The sequence below is a fragment of the Bacteroidota bacterium genome, assembly GCA_016721765.1.
Classification (GTDB): domain Bacteria; phylum Bacteroidota; class Bacteroidia; order UBA4408; family UBA4408; genus UBA4408.
On the sequence record JADKHO010000002.1, the window covers coordinates 572,394 to 593,416 of the forward strand.

Sequence of the window (21,023 nt, forward strand, 5' to 3'; positions counted from 1 at the left end):
ATGAAATCAATTTCGCTTTCCATCAATATTATTTTAGGATTGGCTGTTGCCGGCCTTTATTACCTTCATTTTTCAGAAAAGAAAAACTTAGCACCTGAGGGAACAACAAAAACCACAGCACCGCAAGTCGCTCCTAAAATGGATGTAAAAGCAGCTTCAGTGGTGTATATTAATTCGGATTCCTTAATGGATAATTACGAATTGGTGAAGGAAGTGAAAAAAGAGCTTGAAAAAGAACGTTCCCTTGCTGAAAAACAATTTGCAACCGAATACCGCGCTTTGGAAGCTGAATACAACGATTTAAAATCCAAAGCAGCCACCATGACCGAAGAGCAAGGTATGGCCAAGCAACAAGAATTGGCCATGAAGGAACAAAAATTAACGGATTACAGAGATGAATTGAATCAGAAACTGAATATGAATGAATTGAAAAAAACAGAAAAAATTCAGCAAGAAATTGAAAATTATCTGAAAGCCAATTACAGTTCAACCAATTACTCCTACATTTTAGGCCACACCAAAGGAGGTGGCATTTTATACTCAAAAAACAACCTCGACATTACCAAAGAAGTGCTTGATGGCCTCAACAACACTTACAAAGCTCAGCATAAAAAATAATTATTCCAGTTCAATCCGATAACTTATGCCCAGCTGATAAATTAAGCTGTGGTGAAGTTTTTCGATTGGTTTAGTGGAAGCATTGCGAGTACCGCCAATTCCAATTCCCCAGATGTTTGCCGCGTATTTTTGAGTATCCTCGTAAACACTGTATTTTACAAAAACCGGATAATCCACTTTAAGTGTTAAAGCAATTTTTTTAGCCGGGTAAACATCTGTAAAAAGCCCAAATCGGGTTTGGCTTTGATGCAAATACAAATTTGTTTGAGGAGCATTTGTCTGAAAGGTCATGTTGGGCGAAAAATAAGCAAGCCCCCAGCGAAAAACACCTGAAATTTTATTTTCTATTGTTAGGCCTTGGGGCATAATACCAAATACACGCCATTTGCTGCTAACTTTCCAATCGATACCCAACAAAGGCGCAAAAAATGGCCCAAATCTATCGCTGTTGTAGTAAAGCCCATACTTAATAGTAAGTTTATCCTGAAAGACTCGATTTACTAAGACCACACCTCCTATCTGATAACTTTTTTGCGAAAGCTTTACAAAATCGGTATTCATTCTAACAATTGCCATGGTCAAAATAGAACCCCTTTTGGTTTTTTTTAAAAAGCCGGCACTTAATCCGAGTGAATAAAAATTTTGGTGCAAGGGAATGCTGTCAAATACAAGCGAGGATTGCTGGTAAGCTAAGCCCATCAAAATTTTATTTTCATTTTTGAGTTGAATTGGTAATGCCAAATTACTAGCGATACTTTGGTATACCGGATGGGTAGAAATAACTTCTTGCGCAGCTTGAGCATAATTGGCTGAAAATAAAGTAAAATAGGATTGAGCAGTTGTTTTGCACCACGCAAACTGAAGTACCAAAACAGAAAGTAGCAGGCGCTGACTGCAAGTATTACTCATAGATTAGCAAACCTACTAAAAAAAATCTTTTACGCTGCTTAAACCTCCGCAAACAAGAGTGCCACACTTCAAAAAATTAATAATTTATAAACAAAAAATTAGTAAAAAATCGGGTAATAAAATCTAACTTCGATGCAAATCAATAAATTAAGTATTGCTCACACATGTAACCTTTTTCAACAAATTTAAGTTGAAAGGCTAAACTCATTACAGGAATTTGAGTTTTGAATATATTTGCAATCTCATACTAAAAAACAAAAACACACTTGACACTTATTAAATCTATTTCAGGAATCCGCGGAACTATTGGCGGGAAACCGGGTAATGGCTTAAGCCCTATCGATGTTGTAAAGTTTACTTCGGCATACGGTACATGGATTAAAGCACAAAATGCCGGTAAAAAAAATATAAAAATTGTAGTTGGACGGGATGCACGCCTTTCGGGTGAGATGGTAAACCATTTGGTTACCGGAACCTTGCTGGGATTAGGAATTCATGTGGTGGATGCAGGATTAAGCACCACACCAACCGTGGAAATGGCGGTTACCATGGAAAAAGCCGATGGCGGTATTATTTTAACGGCAAGTCACAATCCAAAACAATGGAATGCATTAAAGTTGTTGAATGAAAAAGGTGAGTTTTTATCGGCAAAAGATGGCGAAGAATTGCTCGAAATTGCAGAAAATGAATCTTTTGATTTTGCAGAAGTAACTGCGCTGGGGAAATACAAGGCGGATGATACTTTTATTCAACGACACATTGATAAAATCTTAGCACTTTCATTGGTGGATGTGGCTGCTATTAAGGCAAAGAAATTTAAAGTGGTAATCGACTGTGTTAATTCAACCGGTGGAATTGCTGTTCCAATGTTGTTAAAGGCTTTGGGTGTGGAAGATATTACGGAATTGTATTGCACTCCCGATGGAAATTTCCCGCACAATCCCGAACCTTTGCCCGAAAATTTAAGAGACATTTCGAAAGCGGTTACCAAAAACAAAGCCCATTTAGGAATTGTGGTTGACCCGGATGTAGACCGTTTGGCCTTGGTATGCGAAGATGGTGAAATGTTTGGTGAAGAGTATACGCTGGTTGCAGTTGCAGATTATATCCTCAAAAATAAAAAAGGAAATACCGTTAGTAATTTATCCAGCACACGTGCTTTGCGCGACATCACTGAGAAAGCAAAAAGCGAATACAATGCTGCGGCAGTAGGAGAAGTGAATGTGGTGGAAATGATGAAAGCAACCAAAGCCATTATTGGCGGCGAAGGTAATGGCGGAGTAATTTATCCTGAATTGCATTATGGAAGAGATGCATTAGCCGGAATTGCTCTGTTTTTATCGCACTTAGCTAAATTTGGAAAATCGTGCTCCATGCTGCGTGCGTCGTATCCGAACTACCACATCTCCAAAAATAAAATTGAATTAACACCCGGAATAGATGTAGACCGCATTTTAGAAGCAATTCAAAAGAAATACAAAAAACAACCTATCAATACCATTGATGGTGTGAAAATAGAATTCAATAAAGAATGGGTGCACCTGCGCAAATCCAACACAGAACCCATTATTCGAATTTATTCAGAAAGTGAACATGAAACTACAGCTGATAACCTGGCAGAGAAAATTATCATGGACATAAAAGAAATCATTAAACAGGAAGTAGTATTGAAGTAAACCACAGCACTACACAACAGTAAATCCCCGTTCCTTAGGACGGGGATTTTTTTTAACTTAACAAGGCCTGGTTTTTGTAAGTGGTCCGACCGCTAGTGGTCCGACCACTCCATAAAAAAACAACACAACTTAAAATTCCCGTCCAGTATGAATGGAGAATTCCTTTGTTCCAACCATGCGGTTTTTACCAAGTTTCGACCAAATGAATTAGTTAGTTTCAATTATTTAATACTTTCACAAAAAACTCAACCAATGAAAGTACTATCTACCCTCCGCATTATTTCTTTACTATTATTTTTTAACACCAATTTGTTTGCCCAATATTTTTGGGTACCGGATTCCATTTTTAGAAATTCACTGATACAACAATGTCCGGCTTGCTTTACAGCAAATGATTCCCTGATTATATACAATGCTGATAGTTTGAGTTACGTCATTAGCGCAATTAGCGTTACACAAATGGGAATAAATGATATCAGTGGGATTGAATATTTTGCCCATCTTTATCTTTTACAATGTGCAAGTAATAATTTAACCAGTATTACTGCCTTTCCAGCTGATTTGGTCAATTTACAATGTGGCGACAATAACCTCACTTCTTTACCCCCACTTCCAAACGGATTACGAGAATTATACATTTTCAGAAACTCACTCGACTCCTTACCTGCTAATTTACCTGATTCATTGAGTATATTAGAATTTTGGGACAATCAAATTCAAGTAGTTCCTCCCTTGCCTCCCTACCTTACACGACTTTCTTGCTCCAATAATCTATTTAGCGAATTACCTCCCTTACCTGCAACACTCGAGCGTTTGGAATGCGCATTTAATTACAATTTACATTGTTTGCCTCCCTTACCTCAAGCGCTTAACTATTTATATGTGGTAGCTACATCAGTCCCTTGTATTCCAAACATTCCTGCACAGCTTGATACAAATGGCTTATTTTTAGCCATGTGTAGCCCTTTTGCGAACTCTTGTTCATTTCCTTTGCTTCAGGAAGGCTATGTTTATTTGGATACAAATGCAAATCAAACTTTAGATCCGGGAGAAAAAGGAGTGCAAGCTCGTTTAAACTATGGAAACGGGTATTTTTCAGTACTTACGGATACTTCCGGTCACTTTGTTATTCCCTGCGATACAGGAAATGTAACGCTCGATTTAGTATTACCCAACTATTACATTTCAAGCGGTTCGGCTTCTCAATCCTTTTTTGTACAACCTGGGCTTAGTTTTCCTGCTTACTTTGGCATTGCCGGTGCAAGTGCAATTAATGACCTTACTGTTGATTTAACCCCTGTTACTTTTATCCGTCCGGGATTTAAAGTTAGATATAATTTACACTATGAAAACATAGGAACTCAAAGCACTACTGCAACTACCTTAAAATATGTAAAACCCACAAACCTATTTAATTTATCTACCAATCCTCCATTTAATAGTATTTCAGGAGATACACTAATATGGAATATTGGGACACTGGAAGCCTTTAAAGGTGGAACAATCAGTATAATTGATTCCGTATCAACAGCTGCAGTATTAGGAGATACAGCAACTGCTTTTGCTTTTATAAGTCCACTTGTTGGCGATACAACTCCACAAAATAATAGCAGTGTTTCCTTATGTATCATCAGAGGCTCTTTCGACCCAAATGATAAAGCCGTTTCACCCGAAACAATGATTCCCGGAGCTACCGGATTCTTGGAATACACCATCCGTTTTCAAAACACCGGAACGGATACTGCTTTTACGGTTTATGTTACCGATACGCTTTCTTCTTATTTAAATAGTTCAAGTATTGAAATTATTTCAGCTTCACATACTTATTCCTTCCTGCTCGACAATGGTATTGCCAAATGGCATTTTGCCAATATCTTGCTTCCTGATTCCAATGTGAATGAAGCAAGTTCCCATGGTTTTGTAAAATTCAAAATAAAACCGCAAGCAAATTTGGCTGCAGGAGTTCAAATACCGAATGCAGCAAATATTTATTTTGATTACAATACTGCTGTTGTAACAAATACGATAGTAGTAGATGTTACGCCACTTTCAGTTCCGCTTATCGCAGATGAAAAATTGCAGCTTTTCCCCAATCCGGTGCATCAAATGGTGCATTTAAAAGGGAGCAATAGCAAGCCTTTAGGAAAAGTTACACTTGTAAATTCAGAGGGAAAAATAATTGAGTCGAAAACAATTTCAAGCTCAACTTACGAATGGCATGTTGAACAATTGCCTGCTGGCATCTATATTTTTAAAGGAGAAAATTGGAAAGAGAAGATACTTAAAAAATAAAAACTCTTTTTTCATATGACCATTTTATTTTTGCTACGGAGTCACGGAAAACACGGAGAAAAAGCACAGGCTTATCCTGAGGTAGTCGAAGGAGTGCGTTGGTTAAGCCTTTAAGCCAATCTTCTACTATGACTACTTCACCTAGCGGCAATCGATGAGCGGATTTTCCTGTTTCTTATTTATTTTTATTTTCAACCAAAATATAAGCCCATGAAAAATAAAACTACCCTTCGTGCTTTTGCTTTTTTCTTTTTATTGAGTTCTAATTTGCTGGCGCAAAATTTTTGGGTACCGGATCCTGTTTTCAGGGCTCAGTTGAAATTGAAGTTGTCTGCAAACTGCTTCACTCCTCAAGATTCTTTGATTTCAAACTCACTTGATCTGGCACTCTTAAAGAAACTCGATGTTAGCAATCTCAATATTTCTTCTTTAGAAGGTGTTCAGTATTTAACTTCACTAAAGTCACTAAATTGTTCTAACAATAATTTATTTCACCTTCCGCAATTATCTGACTCACTAATTTATCTGAATTGCGTTGCTAATGCATTGCTTGATTTTCCTCCATTGCCTCCTTCTTTAGATTCATTGCTAGGTGCAGGAAATGATTTCCAGGCCAATCTCACTCAATTGCCTGACTCACTTCATTACTTCCATTGCAATGGATGTGAACTTACAGCACTACCTCCACTTCCTGCTTCATTAAGATATTTAAGTTGTTCTTCCAATCATTTAACTACTCTCCCAACTCTTCCCGCTACTCTTCAGTATTTAGATTGCAGTATGATGTATATTCCTGGATCGATCACTTTTCCTGTCTTACCTAGTTCTTTAAATACTTTAAAGTGTGACAATGATTCCTTGACAAGTCTTCCCCCGTTACCTAATACATTAAAACATTTATATTGTGGAGTAAATTTATTGACCAGTTTGCCATTGCTCCCTGATTCACTAAAGAATTTAGGCTGCAGTGCTAATTTAATTACCTCTTTGCCTAATTTACCAGCGTCTCTAAGGGAGTTAAGTTGTGGAACGAATCAACTCTCATCATTGCCTGCTTTACCCAATTCTTTAGTCGTCCTGGGTTGCGAAGAGAATAAACTTTCCCTACTACCATCGCTTCCCAATGGATTATGGGTGATTTATTGCGAGTTTAACCAATTGAGCAGCTTGCCCGCTTTACCTTCCGGATTGGAATATTTGTTCTGCAACAATAATTTTTTGACAAGTTTACCACCTTTACCGGCAAATTTGGGATCTATCGATTGCTCTCATAATTTATTAACGAGTTTAACCCTACCTCCAAATCTCTTCTATTTAAATTGCGATTCAAATCAAATAAGCTCAATGACTGCAGTACCTTCTTCGACACATGTGTTGATTTGCTCAAATAACTCCTTAAGTGTTTTGCCCGTTTCAACAGGAAATTTTTTACTTCATGATATTTATTGTGCAAATAATAATCTGACTAATCTCCCTGAACTTCCGGCTAACCTGCAAATATTAAATTGCTCTGACAATCCGCTTTCCTGCCTGCCTACGCTACCTCAAAACCTGGAAGAACTGACAGATTCTAATACTTTTATAAGTTGTGTGCTCAATATTCCTCCAAACACCATTTTCGAACCGGCTAATCCAGCGGTATGCGATACAACTTTTCCATCCTGCTATTATTCTTATGTAAAGGGGTATGTTTTTGATGATTTAAATGGAAATGGACTAAAGAGTGCAACAGAAAAAGGAATTCCTCTTGAAGTAATTTATGCCTCGGTAAATTCTGTAGAAGCAGATACCACAGGCTTTTTCAGAGCATATTGTAATTATGCCAGTACCACATTTCAAATTAATGTACCTAAGTATTATGTTGCAACTACTACAAATCCTCATACTGTGAGTATTCCCACTACTACTTTTACTTTATATTTTGGTATAAAGGCTGCCGTGAATGTTAATGACTTAGTAATAGACATTACTCCTCATAACGCTTTTCGTCCGGGTTTTAATGCTTGTTCCAGTATCCATTACCAAAATGTAGGAACTAATTCTGTTTCAAATGCAAAAGTGAAATTTCTTCGGCCTTCCGCCTTAACTAACTTGGGAGCCGTACCACCACCAACTTCTTTCAACGGAGATACGCTAATCTGGAATATTGGCGCTTTAGCATCTGCAAGAGATGGATATATTTCTCTTTGGGATTCCGTTTCTACAACAACAACCATTGGAGATACAATTTCACTCCAAGTCTGGATCGAGCCATTGTCAGGAGATTCAACTCTCGCTGATAATTATTTCATTTCAAATTCGATCGCTACAGGTTCATTTGATCCGAATGATAAATCTGTTTCGAACGACAGCATTTTTACTAATACAACAGCATATTTAGATTATACCATTCGCTTTCAAAATACAGGCACTGATACAGCCTTCTCGGTAACAGTAACGGATACATTATCTTCTAATTTGAATTTGTCAACTATTGAAATGCTCTCCTCTTCGCACAAAAACAAATTTTGGGTAGAGCATGGCACTGCGAAATGGTATTTTGCAAATATCCTACTTCCTGATTCTAATGTGAATGAAGCAGGTTCTCATGGTTTTGTAAAATTCAGGATAAAGCCCAAAGCCAATTTAGGTGCGGGAATACAAATACCGAATACCGCAAATATTTATTTTGATTACAATACTGCTGTTGTAACAAATACGATAGTAGTTGATGTTACGCCACTTTCAGTTCCGCCTATCGCAGATGAAAAATTGCAGCTTTTCCCCAATCCGGTGCATCAAATGGTGCATTTAAAAGGGAGCAATAGCAAGCCTTTAGGAAAAGTTACACTTGTAAATTCGGAAGGAAAAATAATTGAGTCGAAAACAATTTCAAATTCAACTTACGAATGGCAGGTTGAACAATTGCCTGCAGGAATTTATATTTTTAAAGGAGAGAATTGGAAAGAGAAAATACTTAAAAAGTAAAAAGAGTGGTCGGACCACTAGCGGTCCGACCACTCCACTATAGATTAAATTAATTCCAAACTTCTTTTAATAAATTTTGTAAGCTCCTCCCCTTTTAGCATTCCTTGTGAAAGCAGCGCTAAATCAGCAGTTTGCTTGCTTAATAATTTTTGTTGGGATTCGTCCTTCTCATTCAAGATTTTTGAAATGAGTGGGTGATTGCTATTTACAACCATGTTGTAGGTTTCCGGAAATCCTCCCATAAAATTCATTCCACCTCCACCGGTAGCGCTCATGTCTTTCATGCGGCGCATAAATTCGGGTTGGGTAATAATCATGGGTTGATCCTTCTCGCTCAGGCTTTCAAACTGCACAGTGAATTTTCCAATGGGCAATGCACTTTCAATAATGGGCTTTAAAGTTGTTTGTTCAGTTTCACTTAATTTTGATGGAAGAGCATCTTCCTTCTTAATTAATTTATCGATCGTATCAGCATCCACACGTACGAATGATGTGTTTTCCATTTTCATTTCAATGTGATTGATAAAATGGCTGTCGAAAGGCCCATCCATTACCAACACATCATAACCACGTTCTTTTGCCGTTTCAATAAAGCTATGTTGTTCGATTACATTATTGGTGTATAAGTGAACTACTTTATTGTCTTTATCGGTTTGCGCTGCTTTAATATGTGCAGTGTATTCCTCTGAAGTAAAACATTTTCCTTCGGTATTTTTAAACAAGAAAAACTTACTTGCTTTCTCATAAAATTTTTCTTCCGAAAGCATTCCGTATTTAATAAACAAGTTGATGTCGTTCCATTTGCTTTCGAAATCAGTTCTGTCTTTTTTGAAAATCTCTTCTAATTTATCAGCCACTTTTTTGGTAATGTGTGCGCTTATTTTTTTCACATTCGCATCACTTTGCAAATAGCTGCGGCTCACGTTTAAAGGAATGTCCGGCGAATCAATAACGCCTTGCAAAAGCGTTAAAAAATCTGGCACAATGTTCTCCACCGAATCAGTAACAAAGACTTGATTACAATACAATTGAATCTTATCTTTTTGTACTTCAAAATTTCGTTTCAACTTAGGAAAAAACAATATCCCGGTAAGGTTAAAAGGATAATCCACATTGAGGTGAATGTGAAACAATGGATCTTCGCCAAAGGGATATAATTCTTTGTAAAAAGCAAGATAATCCTCGTCCTTCAAATCCACCGGCTTTTTTGTCCAGGCAGGTTGGGTATTGTTGATGGCTTTTTTATCGAAAAGAATTTCAATAGGTAAGAACTTACAATATTTTGTAAGCAAGGTGCTGATTCGAGCACTTTCCAAAAACTCTAAAGAATCTTCGGCAATGTGCAAAATGATATCCGTTCCACGCGATTTTTTGGTATCCTCAGTAATCGTATAATCCGGACTTCCATCGCATTCCCAGCGCACAGCTTGAGAACCCTTAATATGCGATTTGGTTAGTATTTCGACCTTACTCGAAACCATAAATGCCGAATAAAAACCTAAGCCAAAGTGTCCAATAATCGAATTGGCAGCATCTGTTTTGTCTTTGTATTTATTTACAAATTCTTCAGCACCTGAAAAAGCTATTTGTGTAATGTATTTTTCAATCTCTTCGGATGTCATACCAATACCGTTATCACGAATGGTAAGGGTTTTAGCATCTTTATCCAATAGCACTTCTACTTTTAATTTATCGGCATCGGCTTTTGCTTCGCCAACCGTAGAAAGTGTTTTAATTTTTTGACAGGCATCCACTGCATTACTTACCAATTCGCGTAAGAAAATTTCGTGGTCGCTGTAGAGGAATTTTTTAATTATGGGGAAAATGTTTTCCGTTTGAACGTTAATTTTACCGTTTTGCATGTTCTACTTCTTTAAGTTTTTGAGTATTTTTAATTGAACTGCTGCAATGTCAAGGAATATGCCACTGCAAATTTTCTGACAAAGTGGCAAGGGTTGAGTTGCTGATTAGCTGATTAGCAGATTAGTTGATTAGCAGATTTATGTATCCCCCGCTGGCAGGGGCAGGGGGTGTAATGGAACGCTGATTTTTTAAGATGATTATGATTTTTTTAGGATTTGTTTTTGATTTATTGAAATTTTTGAATCAAAAGGATTATTGTATCCCCCGCTGGCGGGGGCAGGGGTGGAATGGAACGCTTATTTATTAAGATGATTATGATTTTATTAGGATTTAATCTTTCGTTTTCAATTAATTCGAAAACAAAAATTTGTTTGGACTGATTATGTTTTGTCGGATGGCGAATAACACTAATCCTGCGGTATTGGTGAGTCCTAGTTTGTTCATTATGTTTTTCCGGTGTGTGATTACTGTGTGTGCACTTAAAAAAAGCTGCTCCGCAATTTGTTTATTGGTTAAACCTTCGGCAACTAAAGAAATAATTTCGGCTTCCCTGGCTGATATTCTGACTCCGTTACATGTAAATGCAGGGATTCCACTATCCTCTTGTGTTTCTTCAGCCGGCGTTACTTCGTTTAGAATTTTTCCGCAAAAAAATGCTTCTCCTTCAAGGGTGCTTTTTACTGCATCTAAAATTTCAACTCGGTCGCAGTCAATCATGAGGTAGCTGAGCACTCCGTTTTCAATTGCAGAAGTAACTTGTGCTTTAGTAGGACGCTCAGTAATCGCTAAAATACGGCTTTTAGCATTTGCTTGATGAATTTTTAATACATCGCCAACAGCAAATCCATCCGAAGTAAAATTAATAATCACTAAATCGGGCTGCGTATCTTTTACTTTTAAAATCAATTCTCCACCATGATGCACCTCGCTCACTACTGAATATTCAGTATTCTTCAATAAGGACTTAATGCCTTCGCGCAAAAGAAAATTACTATCGGCAACAACAATTTTAAAATTCATTTAAGGGTGCTATGAATGAACAAATTTAAGAAGAAATGCCGGCACTGCTCGAAAATTTTGTAGGGAATAATTAACAAAAACTATAATTCGAAACAAATGCCTTCTTCGGCAAGCTCCGTATTTTTAAATACTTCACGACTTTCTTCCAAAAGTGGTTGAAGGTCTTTATAACGAGCCGAAAAATGGCCAATGAGCAATTTACCCACTTGTGCTTTTTTTGCAATAATAGCTGCTTGTACAGTAGTTGTATGAAAGGTTTCGGCGGCGCGCTTTTCCATGCCTTGCATAAATGTGGCCTCATGGTAGAGCAAGCTTACCTTTTTTAAATATGAAATTAAGCGTTCATCGTAAATGGTATCGGAGCAAAATGCATACGAACGCAAAGGTTCTGCAGGATAGGTAAGGATTTTATTCTTGATTACTTTTCCCAATTCGTTAGTGAAGTCTTCGCCCTTTTTAATTTTCAATATATCTTTGGTTCCAATGCCATGAAAGGTTATCATATCCTTTCGAATTGATAACAATCCAGCCTTTTCCCGAAATATAAAACCACAGCAAGGAATACGATGACTGAGTGGAATTGACTCGACGCTTATCTTATCATCCTCAAAAATAGTTTCATTTTTTTGGGGATTCAAAAAGTGATATTCAATTTTGAATTTTAAGTGCGTGTCAGAATGTTTAAGTTGTATATCAATAATTTCCTTTAAAGGTTCTTGACAATAAAGATGCACATCCTGCGTGCAACCTAATAAATGTAAACTCGATAAAAATCCAAGCAAACCAAGGTAATGGTCCCCATGCAAATGGCTTATAAATATGTGATTTACACGCGTAAATTTTAACTTGTAGCGGCGCATCTGCATTTGAGTTCCTTCGCCACAATCGATTAAAAAATTACGGTCGTGAAAACTGAGGTATTGAGCGGTTGGGTGCCTCTTTGACGTAGGCGTTGCAGAACTACTACCGAGAATTGTGAGTTGAAAGGACAAGTATTGTGTTGTTTTATTATTGAGTTGTTGAATTATTGAATTATTGAATTGTTCAGTTGGAGAATTCTTATGTCATCCTGAGCGAAGTCGAAGGAAGGTTATTGAGTTATTTGGTTATTGAGTTATTCGGTTATTGAGTTATTGGGTTATTGAGTTATTGGGTTATTGAGTTATTTTGATTTTTGATTCTTTGGTTTTGAGTTCAATTTTTTTAGCTGCTCGACAGTTGGATTTTAGTATCCCCCGCTGGCGGGGGCAGGGGGTGGAAAGATCGCTGATTTGTTAGGATAATTATGATTCTATTAGGATTTATTAGCTTGTTGAATTATTAAACTTTTGAATCTTGCTTTTTTGCCTAGTATTGAAAATAAAAAACCGCCATTCATTCAACTGAGCTAGCGGTTTTTTTAGCATTTATTCAACAATCAATCATCTTCGCCTAATTCGCGGTCTACTTCTTCCATCACCACATAATCAACAGCTTCGTCGATTGTATTTGTTATTTTAAGTATTGAATCGAGTTGAGAAATGGAGATTAATTTTTTTACTGCTTCTTGAATAGAACACAATACAAACGAACCATTTGCATTCTTGCATAAGCGATTGGCAACCAAAATAGCGCTCAATCCGGAAGAGTCGCAGTAGCGCACTGCTGTTAAATCCATCACAATATTCTTTACACCTTCAGTGGTTAAAACTACCAACTCTGACTTTAAACTTGGCGAAACATTATTATCAAGTTTCTCAATGTTTACCTTAATAAGCGTGTATTTTTCTTTCTTTTCAATTTGGAAATTCATAGTTCCGATTTTTTTTTCAAATATATAAACAATATATAAAACAAAAAATTTTAGCGACTAAATTAACTAATTCGACAACAAATAAAGTACCGCCATTCGAATAGCTACCCCATTTTCAACTTGTTGCAAGATAATCGATTGATCACTGTCGGCCACTTCACTACTTATCTCCACTCCTCTATTTATTGGTCCGGGATGCATGATTACTATTTTTTTAGATAGCTCGTCGAGCATGGGTTTTGTTAAACCATATTGTTGCACATATTCCCGCAAAGAGGGAAAATATTTTATGTCTTGCCGTTCCAATTGTATCCGCAGCATATTGGCCACATCGCACCAAGCTAAAGCCTTTTTTAAATTGTGCTCTACCTTAACTCCAAGAGTAGCTATATATTTAGGTAATAAGGTGGTTGGACCGCATACCATTACTTCGGCGCCACATTTTTGAAGGCAAAAAATATTAGATAGCGCAACTCTTGAGTGCAGCACATCCCCAATAATTGCAATACGCTTACCATTTAAATCGCCCAATTTTTCACGTATCGAAAAAGCATCTAATAAAGCTTGTGTGGGATGTTCATGTGCCCCATCGCCGGCATTAATAATTACCGAATTAACCCGCTGGGATAAGAATACCGCTGCCCCGGGATTGGGATGCCGCATTACCACCATATCGACTTTCATGGCTAAAATATTATTCACCGTATCAATGAGTGTTTCACCTTTGCTTACCGAAGACGATGAAGCTGCAAAATTTACGATATCAGCTGAAAGTCTTTTTTCTGCCAACTCAAAGGAAAGCTTTGTGCGCGTTGAGTTTTCGAAAAATAAATTGGCGATGGTTTTATCCCGCAAGGATGGAACCTTTTTTATAGGCTGGTTTAAAATAGACTTAAAATTCTCAGCTGTTTTAAAAATTAATTCGATGTCGGAAAACTGCAATTCCTTTATTCCGAGCAAATGTTTTACGCTGAGTTTGCCTTCCATCTTTATATTGTAATGAGTTTTACCAAATCTGTTCCATCACTTTCCTTCCATTCCACTTTTACTTTTTCGGTAGGCAAGGTATCTACTGTTTTGCCAACATAATTGGGTTGAATGGGTAAATCCCGACTAAATCGCCTGTCAATAAGCACCATTAATTCCACCTTTTGCGGACGCCCAAAAGATAACATTGCATCCAAACCTGAACGAATAGTTCGACCGGTAAAAAGCACATCATCCACCAAAATCACTTTCTTATCTTCAAGCGTAAAATTAATATCAGTGCTTTGTGGAATTAGCGGACCGTCGTGCTTTCTAAAATCGTCGCGAAAAAAAGTAACATCCAAATTACCTAGCAAAAGCTTGGTATGCTTTAATTCAACTGTTAATTGATGGTGCATGCGCTTGGCTAAAACTACGCCTCTAGGCTGCAAACCAAGAATTACGGTATCTGAAAAATCGTTGTAGTTCTCAACCAATTGATAGCAAAGCCGGTTAAGCGTTAGTTTAAAATTCTGTGGACTTAGAATTATTCGCTCTTGCATAGGATTGAGTTGTGCAAATATAGTTCTTTAAGAATGAAAAATGCTAGTTTTTTTAGGAATCCTACAAGTGCCTCATCCAATAAGTAATTCAGGAAATTTCAGGAATCATTTTTTAAATGCATTTATAAGCCAGAAGGCCTTAGTTCAAACATTGGTAATTTTAAGATATGAATCAAGCCGGGCAACTTAGCTTGCTTCATTAAACTAATGCACCAAAGGAGAAAAACTAAAACAAGTAATAATTACTTCCTGTTCTTGGTTATCGCTGGGGGCGATGCCTTGATTAAGCCATAAGTTAAATCGAATGTTGGATTGACGTGGAACCGGTATATTATGCGATTTATGCACCCACGTTTGGATAGGAACATTGATAGGTTTCGATATTTTTTTGGGATCGCATTCAATGTGACCATGGTAGGCATTAAAGATAATTCGATCCGGAAACCAATCAATCGTAAAACTGCTATAATTCCCCAATAAATTCATGTTAAAGCGCTTAATATTATCGGGCTCTGTAAAGGGTTGCACTACAAATTGGGCATTCATGTTATTTGTTACACTCCATTTACTTACTTCAATATCCACTTCATTATTGTAGTTTTTGAGGGCATTGGGATCCCATAAAAAAATTCCTAAAACAGTGTTGGCATCCAGTAAATCCACACGGCTTTTAATATTAAATACATAGCGGCCATATCCGAATTGATTCTTAGAAATCACCTCCGAGCATTTCCATACCCCATCTTGCTTTAAAATTTTTAAATGCAGGTTATCCAATACATCGATAAATACATTTTTAGAAGTATTTACAAAGTAATTTGGTCCGGGACCCACCGGCTCGGGGCTCACCGTTTCCTTAATCATCCATTGATAGCCACTGAACGTAATCGGTTCAAGCGAATACCTTACCTTGGCCATAAAATCAGACTGCATCGAAAGCATTATGGGAAGTACAAAGAGTAAAACCAGGTAGAGAAATTTATTTTTCAGAAAAAATTGATTTTAAATTAGGAACTCATACTGCAATTAATGAAAAAAGTTTCTAAAAAGTTATTTAATTTTCTCAACCAAAATGGTGTTTAGGTTAGTAAAAATAAACTATTTTTGCGGCCCCAATGATTTTATCAAAAACAGTTGCCTTTTATACCTTAGGTTGCAAATTAAATTTTGCCGAAACATCTGCTATTTCGCGACAATTTGTGGAGGGCGGGTATTCTAAAGTAGCCTTTGAATCAGCTGCAGATATATATGTAATAAATACCTGCTCTGTTACTGAAAATGCCGACAAGGAATGCAAAAAGGTGGTGAAATCAGCTTTAAAGCAATCGCCGGGAGCATTTATCATTATTGTGGGATGCTATGCCCAATTAAAACCGCAGGAAATTGCAACTATTCATGGAGTAGATTTGATATTAGGGGCAAGTGAAAAGTTCAATATTATACACTATCTCGAATCTCTGGATAAAAGAACTACTTCTGAGATTCATTCTTGTGAAATTGAACAAGCAAATTTCTTTAAAGATGCCTATTCCATTGGTGACCGCACCCGGGCTTTTTTGAAAGTGCAAGACGGATGCGATTATACCTGCTCCTATTGCACCATTCCATTGGCTCGCGGAATCAGCCGAAGCGATGCTTTGGAAAATGTAGTTGCCTCTGCTCAAAAAATTTCGGCACAAGGAATTAAAGAAATTGTATTAACCGGTGTTAATATAGGAGATTACGGGAAAGGTGAGTTCGGTAATAAAAAGCATGAAAATACCTTTTTAGATTTGGTAAAAGCACTGGATGCCATTCAAAGTTTGGAACGTATCCGCATCAGCAGTATAGAACCTAACTTGTTAAAAGACGAGACGATTGAATTTGTTGCAAATGCTCAGCGATTTGTTCCGCACTTTCATATTCCGCTTCAATCGGGAAGTAATAAAATTTTAAAATTAATGCGCCGTCGTTATTTGCGCGAATTATATGTAGAAAGGGTTGCTAAAATTAAAGAACTGCTTCCCCACTGTTGCATTGGTGTGGATGTAATTGTTGGATTTCCGGGCGAAAGTGACGAAGATTTTTTAGATACCTATACCTTTTTAAACGAACTGAATATTTCCTACCTCCACGTTTTTACCTACAGCGAAAGAGATAATACCGATGCTGTTTTGATGCCAGAGATTGTGCCAATTCATGTGCGCCAAAAAAGAAACAAAATGCTCCGTATTTTATCCGAAAAAAAACGACGCAATTTTTACGAAAGCCAAGTTGGAAATAGCTTCCCGGTGCTTTTTGAAGCTGATAATAAAGCTGGTTTTATGCACGGCTTCACCCCCAATTATGTGAAGGTAAAAACTGCCTTCGACGAAGCCTTGATTAATCAATCCATTGAAGTTAAACTAGTTGAGATTGACTTGGATGGAGACATGAAAATCGAATTTGAATCCGTTGTAGCATAGGTTAAAAGTATTGCCTTTATTGGCTTAGCGGATGCTTTCTTGGAATCCGAATCAACTTTATAGCACAAACACCTTTTTGGTTTACCGATAAATTTCAATGTTTCACACGGAGAATCTATCTAGGACTTGCTTTTTTAAAAGAAAAGGCTACATTTGTTTCCCTTCTAAAAACCCAAAATTCATGAAAAAAATTATTCCATTCTGTTTCTTCTTATTTGGCATTGGGACATTGCTCAATGCAAACGCTCAAACCACTATTACAATTGGAACATCTGCTACTACCAACACCGGCAACAGTTACCCGTGTCCATACGGTAATTTTTTCTGGGGTGCCAAACATGATATACTTTATTTGGCTTCGGAACTAAGTGCTCAAGGAATGTCCACCGGAAATATTACGTCACTTGCATTTAATGTGGCATCTATTCCGAATGCGACCAACCTTCAAAACTATACTATTGGGATGATGTCAACCAATGCCACCGTTGTGAGTGGTGCTTTTGCTAGCGGAACCACTACAGTAGTTCCTGCATCCAACCATCAAGTAGTAATTGGGTGGAACACGCATACCTTTTCAACTCCATTTTTTTGGGATGGCACTTCAAATATTTTGGTTCAGGTTTGTTTTAACAATACTGCTTTTACAAATGGAAACCCGGGTGTAACTTTTACACCAACCGGATTTCTGAGTACTAGTTTTTTCCGACAAGACAATACAACTTCTGTATGTAGCACTTTAAACGGAACAGCTACCACAAATCGTCCAAATACGCAGATTACTTTTATTCCAGCAACCATTCCTCCAACAGCTGCCTTTAGTGCAAATCTTACGAATACCTGCCAAACAACAATTAATTTCACTGATGCAACATGTTGTAATGTAACCTCATGGGAATGGGATTTTGGCGATACAACAACCTCTACTTTACAGAATCCAACACATACGTATGCGCATCCGGGCACCTATTCAGTGCAACTGATTACCACAAATAATTTTGGTGTGGATACTTTATTAAAACCAAATTATATTACCATTTCAAGTGGTGGAGCAGCACCTGCAAGTTGCGCACCAACGGCTTCAACTCCTTTTGGAGGATTTGGAATTACTGCTGTTACGTTTAATACCATTGCAAGTACAAGTGCTTTAGCCACAAGTAGCTACGATGATTTATCTTGCGCCTGGTCTACGAATGTGTATGAAGGTTCAAGTTATCAACTATCCTTAAGTGCGACAGGAGCTGCGGGTTCACAAAATTTTAGGGCTTGGATTGATTTTAATAACGATGGAGTTTTTGATACAAATACAGAAAGTGTATTGAATGTAAACAGTGCTGCTTCTGCCAGTGCCTCCATTTTAATTCCATTAGGAGCAGTTTTAAACACTCAGCTACGCCTGCGTGTTGCCGCGGATTATGATGGAAGTGTAAGTGTACCAACTCCTTGCGGAAATTATGATTTTGGTCAAGCCGAAGATTATTCAGTAGTTATTCTTCAAAACACCAATCCTCCTAGTGCTGATTTTACAGTAAATACGGTTACCAGTTGCAGCGGAGATGTAGTTTTTACCGACCTTTCAAATAACAGCCCAACTTCTTGGGATTGGGATTTTGGTGATGCCACAACTTCAGGTTCTCAAAATCCTGCGCATACTTACCAAGCATCAGGTGATTATACCGTAACTTTAATTGCAACAAATGCTTTTGGCGCGGATACACTTGTAAGAACTACTTATGTGCATGTTGCATTGGGTTCGGCCCCAATTGCTGCTACTTGTACCCCAACAACCACATTACATTGCTGCGGGTATGGTATTTCAAACGTAACTTTTGGAACTATCAATAACAGTTCCTTAAGCGGTATAGAAGGCTATAAAGATTTTACTTGCGGTAATAGCACTGAAGTTATTGAAGGATTTGACAATTTGCTTAAAATTCAAACCAGCGCAGCCGATTCACAAGATACACGAGTGTGGATAGATTACAATAACAACGGCACTTTTTCAACCAATGAGTTGGTTTTGACCTCAAATAACCATAAAAACCCATCGGCTTTAGTAAATGTTGCAGTAAGCACTGCCGTTTTAAATACACCTTTGAGAATGCGCGTGTGGAGTGACTTTGCAGGAAGCACTCCCGGTCCTTGTAACAACCCAAACAGAGGTCAAGTGGAGGACTATACAGTTGTAGTGAAACCCAATACCCAACCACCGCTTGTTCATTTTGGTGCAGATATTACCATTTCATGTGGCGGAACTGTAAACTTTATTGACTCAACCGAAAACTCCATCAGTTCATGGCTTTGGGATTTTGGTGACTTAAGTACCTCAACTATTGCCAATCCTACACATACTTATACAGCTACCGGATTGTATACTGTAACACTTATCGTTACGAATGCATTTGGAGCCGACACCTTAACTAAAACCAACTTTATTAATGTTGTTTCCACAAGTCCGGGTCCCATTTCACCATTGTGTTCGCCTGTAACAGTTAATACCTGCTGCACCATTGGGGTAACCAATGTTACTTTTGGAACCATTAACAACAGCAGCGGTAATGCTACCGAAGGATATAGCGATTACAGTTGCTTGTTGCAAACATCTGTGTTGGCCGGTCAAAGTAATACGATTTCGATTACTACTTCCAACAATATTGCTGAAAATGTGCGTGTTTGGATTGACTATAATAACGATGGTCAATTTAGCTCCTCGACTGAAATTGCATACAGTGATTTTAATGCTACTTTAAATCATACTGGAACCATTACTGTTCCCTTAACAGCTGTAACCAACACTCCTTTACGCATGCGTGTTGTATCAGATGTGGGCTCAGCATTAAATAGTTCCTGCACCAATTTAACGTACGGTCAAGCCGAGGATTATGGCATTACTGTAACTCCTAATACCAACCCTCCGGTTACAGCATTTGCGGCCAACTTAACCAGCAGCTGTAACGGAATTATAGCATTTACAAATAGTACGTCAAATGCTACATCTTACACATGGGACTTTGGAGATTTAACCAATTCTACACTTGCAAATCCTACCCATACCTATTCAGCCAATGGTGTTTATACTGTTCAATTAATTAGCTGTAACAGTTTTGGTTGCGATACCGTTACCAAAACAAACTATATAACAGTAACACTAGGAGGTCCAATTGCAACACTTTGTTCACCTGCCACAACCGGGTATTGCTGCGGGGTTGGGATTAGCAATGTAAATTTAGGAAACATCAACAATTCAAGTGCTGATGGTTCAGACGGATACAAAGATTATACATGTACGCAGCGTGATACAACAATGAGAGGCGGATATTCAACCCCTTTTACCATCACAACAGGCTTAGGCCAATCAGAAAATGTGCGCATTTATATTGATTACAATAACAACGGAAACTTTAATAGTCCTAATGAATTAGTTTACCAAAACAATTCGCTTTTAACACACAGCGGAAATATTAATGTTCCTGCTACCGGTGTTGTGTTTTACACGAATTTAAGAATGCGGGTTATTTCTGATTTTAATGCCTTAACAAATGCCTGCAGTAATGTAACATTTGGTCAAGCCGAAGACTATACTGTATACATTACCAATCCAAATGGCACCCAATCACTATCTGGAGGCGAATCGGTTTCCATTTTCCCTAATCCAGCCAGAGGCATTTTCCAAATCAATTATTCTTTTTCTGGTAAAAAAGATGTATCGGTTTCTATAAGCGATGTTTTGGGTAGACAAGTATTTGAAATGCAAGAAAGTGCAACTGAACTTTATGCCAAGAAAGTTGATTTAAGTAATCAAGCAAAAGGTATTTACTTTGTTAAAATCACTAGCGAAAATAACACAATAACCCAAAAAATTTATTTAGAATAATTTGAGGAGGCTAACCCCGCCTCTTCTAATTATTTTACAAAT

At 37.5% G+C, this 21,023-nt stretch carries 14 protein-coding genes; 6 read left to right on the forward strand and 8 right to left on the reverse strand.

Features of this window, described 5'->3' with window-relative positions:
• Window positions 1-618: an OmpH family outer membrane protein gene (locus IPP32_10765; protein ID MBL0048561.1), complete on the forward strand. Its 618-nt coding sequence runs from the start codon at window positions 1-3 to the stop codon at window positions 616-618.
• Here the strand turns inward: IPP32_10765 and IPP32_10770 are convergent, their stop codons facing one another.
• Window positions 619-1,527, reverse strand: coding sequence for a hypothetical protein (locus IPP32_10770; GenBank protein MBL0048562.1), 909 nt, complete (start codon window positions 1,525-1,527; stop codon window positions 619-621).
• A gap of 266 nt (window positions 1,528-1,793) precedes the next feature.
• On the opposite strand from IPP32_10770, the gene glmM reads away from it, so the two are divergent.
• The 3 genes from glmM to IPP32_10785 all read left to right on the forward strand — a co-directional run bounded on the left by glmM (window position 1,794) and on the right by IPP32_10785 (window position 8,462).
• Window positions 1,794-3,203 carry a phosphoglucosamine mutase gene (glmM, locus tag IPP32_10775; GenBank protein ID MBL0048563.1) on the forward strand — a complete coding sequence of 470 codons (1,410 nt, stop codon included), beginning with the start codon at window positions 1,794-1,796 and terminating at the stop codon, window positions 3,201-3,203.
• Between the two features lie 252 nt (window positions 3,204-3,455).
• Window positions 3,456-5,495 carry a DUF11 domain-containing protein gene (locus IPP32_10780; protein ID MBL0048564.1) on the forward strand — a complete coding sequence of 680 codons (2,040 nt, stop codon included), beginning with the start codon at window positions 3,456-3,458 and terminating at the stop codon, window positions 5,493-5,495.
• Window positions 5,496-5,705: 210 nt separating this feature from the next.
• Entirely contained in the window at window positions 5,706-8,462 is a 2,757-nt protein-coding gene (locus IPP32_10785) for a T9SS type A sorting domain-containing protein (protein ID MBL0048565.1), read from the forward strand.
• 44 nt (window positions 8,463-8,506) lie between these two features.
• Here the strand turns inward: IPP32_10785 and htpG are convergent, their stop codons facing one another.
• The 7 genes from htpG to IPP32_10820 form a co-directional block, all read right to left on the reverse strand.
• A complete protein-coding gene (gene htpG / locus IPP32_10790) occupies window positions 8,507-10,324 on the reverse strand; it encodes a molecular chaperone HtpG (GenBank protein ID MBL0048566.1) in 1,818 nt (605 codons plus the stop codon).
• A 349-nt stretch (window positions 10,325-10,673) separates the two neighbouring features.
• Window positions 10,674-11,345, reverse strand: a complete 672-nt coding sequence (locus IPP32_10795; GenBank protein ID MBL0048567.1) for a response regulator transcription factor — start codon at window positions 11,343-11,345, stop codon at window positions 10,674-10,676.
• Between the two features lie 80 nt (window positions 11,346-11,425).
• Window positions 11,426-12,337: a ribonuclease Z gene (locus IPP32_10800; GenBank protein ID MBL0048568.1), complete on the reverse strand. Its 912-nt coding sequence runs from the start codon at window positions 12,335-12,337 to the stop codon at window positions 11,426-11,428.
• A gap of 425 nt (window positions 12,338-12,762) precedes the next feature.
• Entirely contained in the window at window positions 12,763-13,137 is a 375-nt protein-coding gene (locus IPP32_10805; protein ID MBL0048569.1) for an STAS domain-containing protein, read from the reverse strand.
• Window positions 13,138-13,203: 66 nt separating this feature from the next.
• The gene (locus IPP32_10810) at window positions 13,204-14,124 is read right to left on the reverse strand and encodes an aspartate carbamoyltransferase catalytic subunit (GenBank protein MBL0048570.1); all 921 of its coding nucleotides are present in this window, start codon (window positions 14,122-14,124) and stop codon (window positions 13,204-13,206) included.
• Between the two features lie 2 nt (window positions 14,125-14,126).
• The gene (pyrR, locus tag IPP32_10815; protein ID MBL0048571.1) at window positions 14,127-14,666 is read right to left on the reverse strand and encodes a bifunctional pyr operon transcriptional regulator/uracil phosphoribosyltransferase PyrR; all 540 of its coding nucleotides are present in this window, start codon (window positions 14,664-14,666) and stop codon (window positions 14,127-14,129) included.
• Window positions 14,667-14,870: 204 nt separating this feature from the next.
• Entirely contained in the window at window positions 14,871-15,599 is a 729-nt protein-coding gene (locus IPP32_10820) for a glycoside hydrolase family 16 protein (protein ID MBL0048572.1), read from the reverse strand.
• 182 nt (window positions 15,600-15,781) lie between these two features.
• Here IPP32_10820 and mtaB point away from each other — a divergent pair, with 182 nt between their 5' ends.
• Together mtaB and IPP32_10830 are read left to right on the forward strand one after the other, a co-directional pair.
• Window positions 15,782-17,110, forward strand: a complete 1,329-nt coding sequence (gene mtaB / locus IPP32_10825; GenBank protein MBL0048573.1) for a tRNA (N(6)-L-threonylcarbamoyladenosine(37)-C(2))-methylthiotransferase MtaB — start codon at window positions 15,782-15,784, stop codon at window positions 17,108-17,110.
• Between the two features lie 181 nt (window positions 17,111-17,291).
• Complete coding sequence (locus IPP32_10830; GenBank protein ID MBL0048574.1) at window positions 17,292-20,981, forward strand: PKD domain-containing protein; 3,690 nt, start codon at window positions 17,292-17,294, stop codon at window positions 20,979-20,981.
• Window positions 20,982-21,023 lie beyond the last annotated feature (42 nt).

Bases quoted from the DNA above. Each gene is read 5' to 3' on its own strand.
- pyrR (MBL0048571.1), bottom strand. From the start codon at position 14,666: ATGCAAGAGCGAATAATTCTAAGTCCACAGAATTTTAAACTAACGCTT.
- mtaB (MBL0048573.1), top strand. From the start codon at position 15,782: ATGATTTTATCAAAAACAGTTGCCTTTTATACCTTAGGTTGCAAATTA.
- IPP32_10770 (MBL0048562.1), bottom strand. From the start codon at position 1,527: ATGAGTAATACTTGCAGTCAGCGCCTGCTACTTTCTGTTTTGGTACTT.
- IPP32_10805 (MBL0048569.1), bottom strand. From the start codon at position 13,137: ATGAATTTCCAAATTGAAAAGAAAGAAAAATACACGCTTATTAAGGTA.
- IPP32_10785 (MBL0048565.1), top strand. From the start codon at position 5,706: ATGAAAAATAAAACTACCCTTCGTGCTTTTGCTTTTTTCTTTTTATTG.
- htpG (MBL0048566.1), bottom strand. From the start codon at position 10,324: ATGCAAAACGGTAAAATTAACGTTCAAACGGAAAACATTTTCCCCATA.
- IPP32_10780 (MBL0048564.1), top strand. From the start codon at position 3,456: ATGAAAGTACTATCTACCCTCCGCATTATTTCTTTACTATTATTTTTT.
- IPP32_10765 (MBL0048561.1), top strand. From the start codon at position 1: ATGAAATCAATTTCGCTTTCCATCAATATTATTTTAGGATTGGCTGTT.
- IPP32_10820 (MBL0048572.1), bottom strand. From the start codon at position 15,599: ATGCAGTCTGATTTTATGGCCAAGGTAAGGTATTCGCTTGAACCGATT.
- IPP32_10810 (MBL0048570.1), bottom strand. From the start codon at position 14,124: ATGGAAGGCAAACTCAGCGTAAAACATTTGCTCGGAATAAAGGAATTG.
- IPP32_10830 (MBL0048574.1), top strand. From the start codon at position 17,292: ATGAAAAAAATTATTCCATTCTGTTTCTTCTTATTTGGCATTGGGACA.
- IPP32_10795 (MBL0048567.1), bottom strand. From the start codon at position 11,345: ATGAATTTTAAAATTGTTGTTGCCGATAGTAATTTTCTTTTGCGCGAA.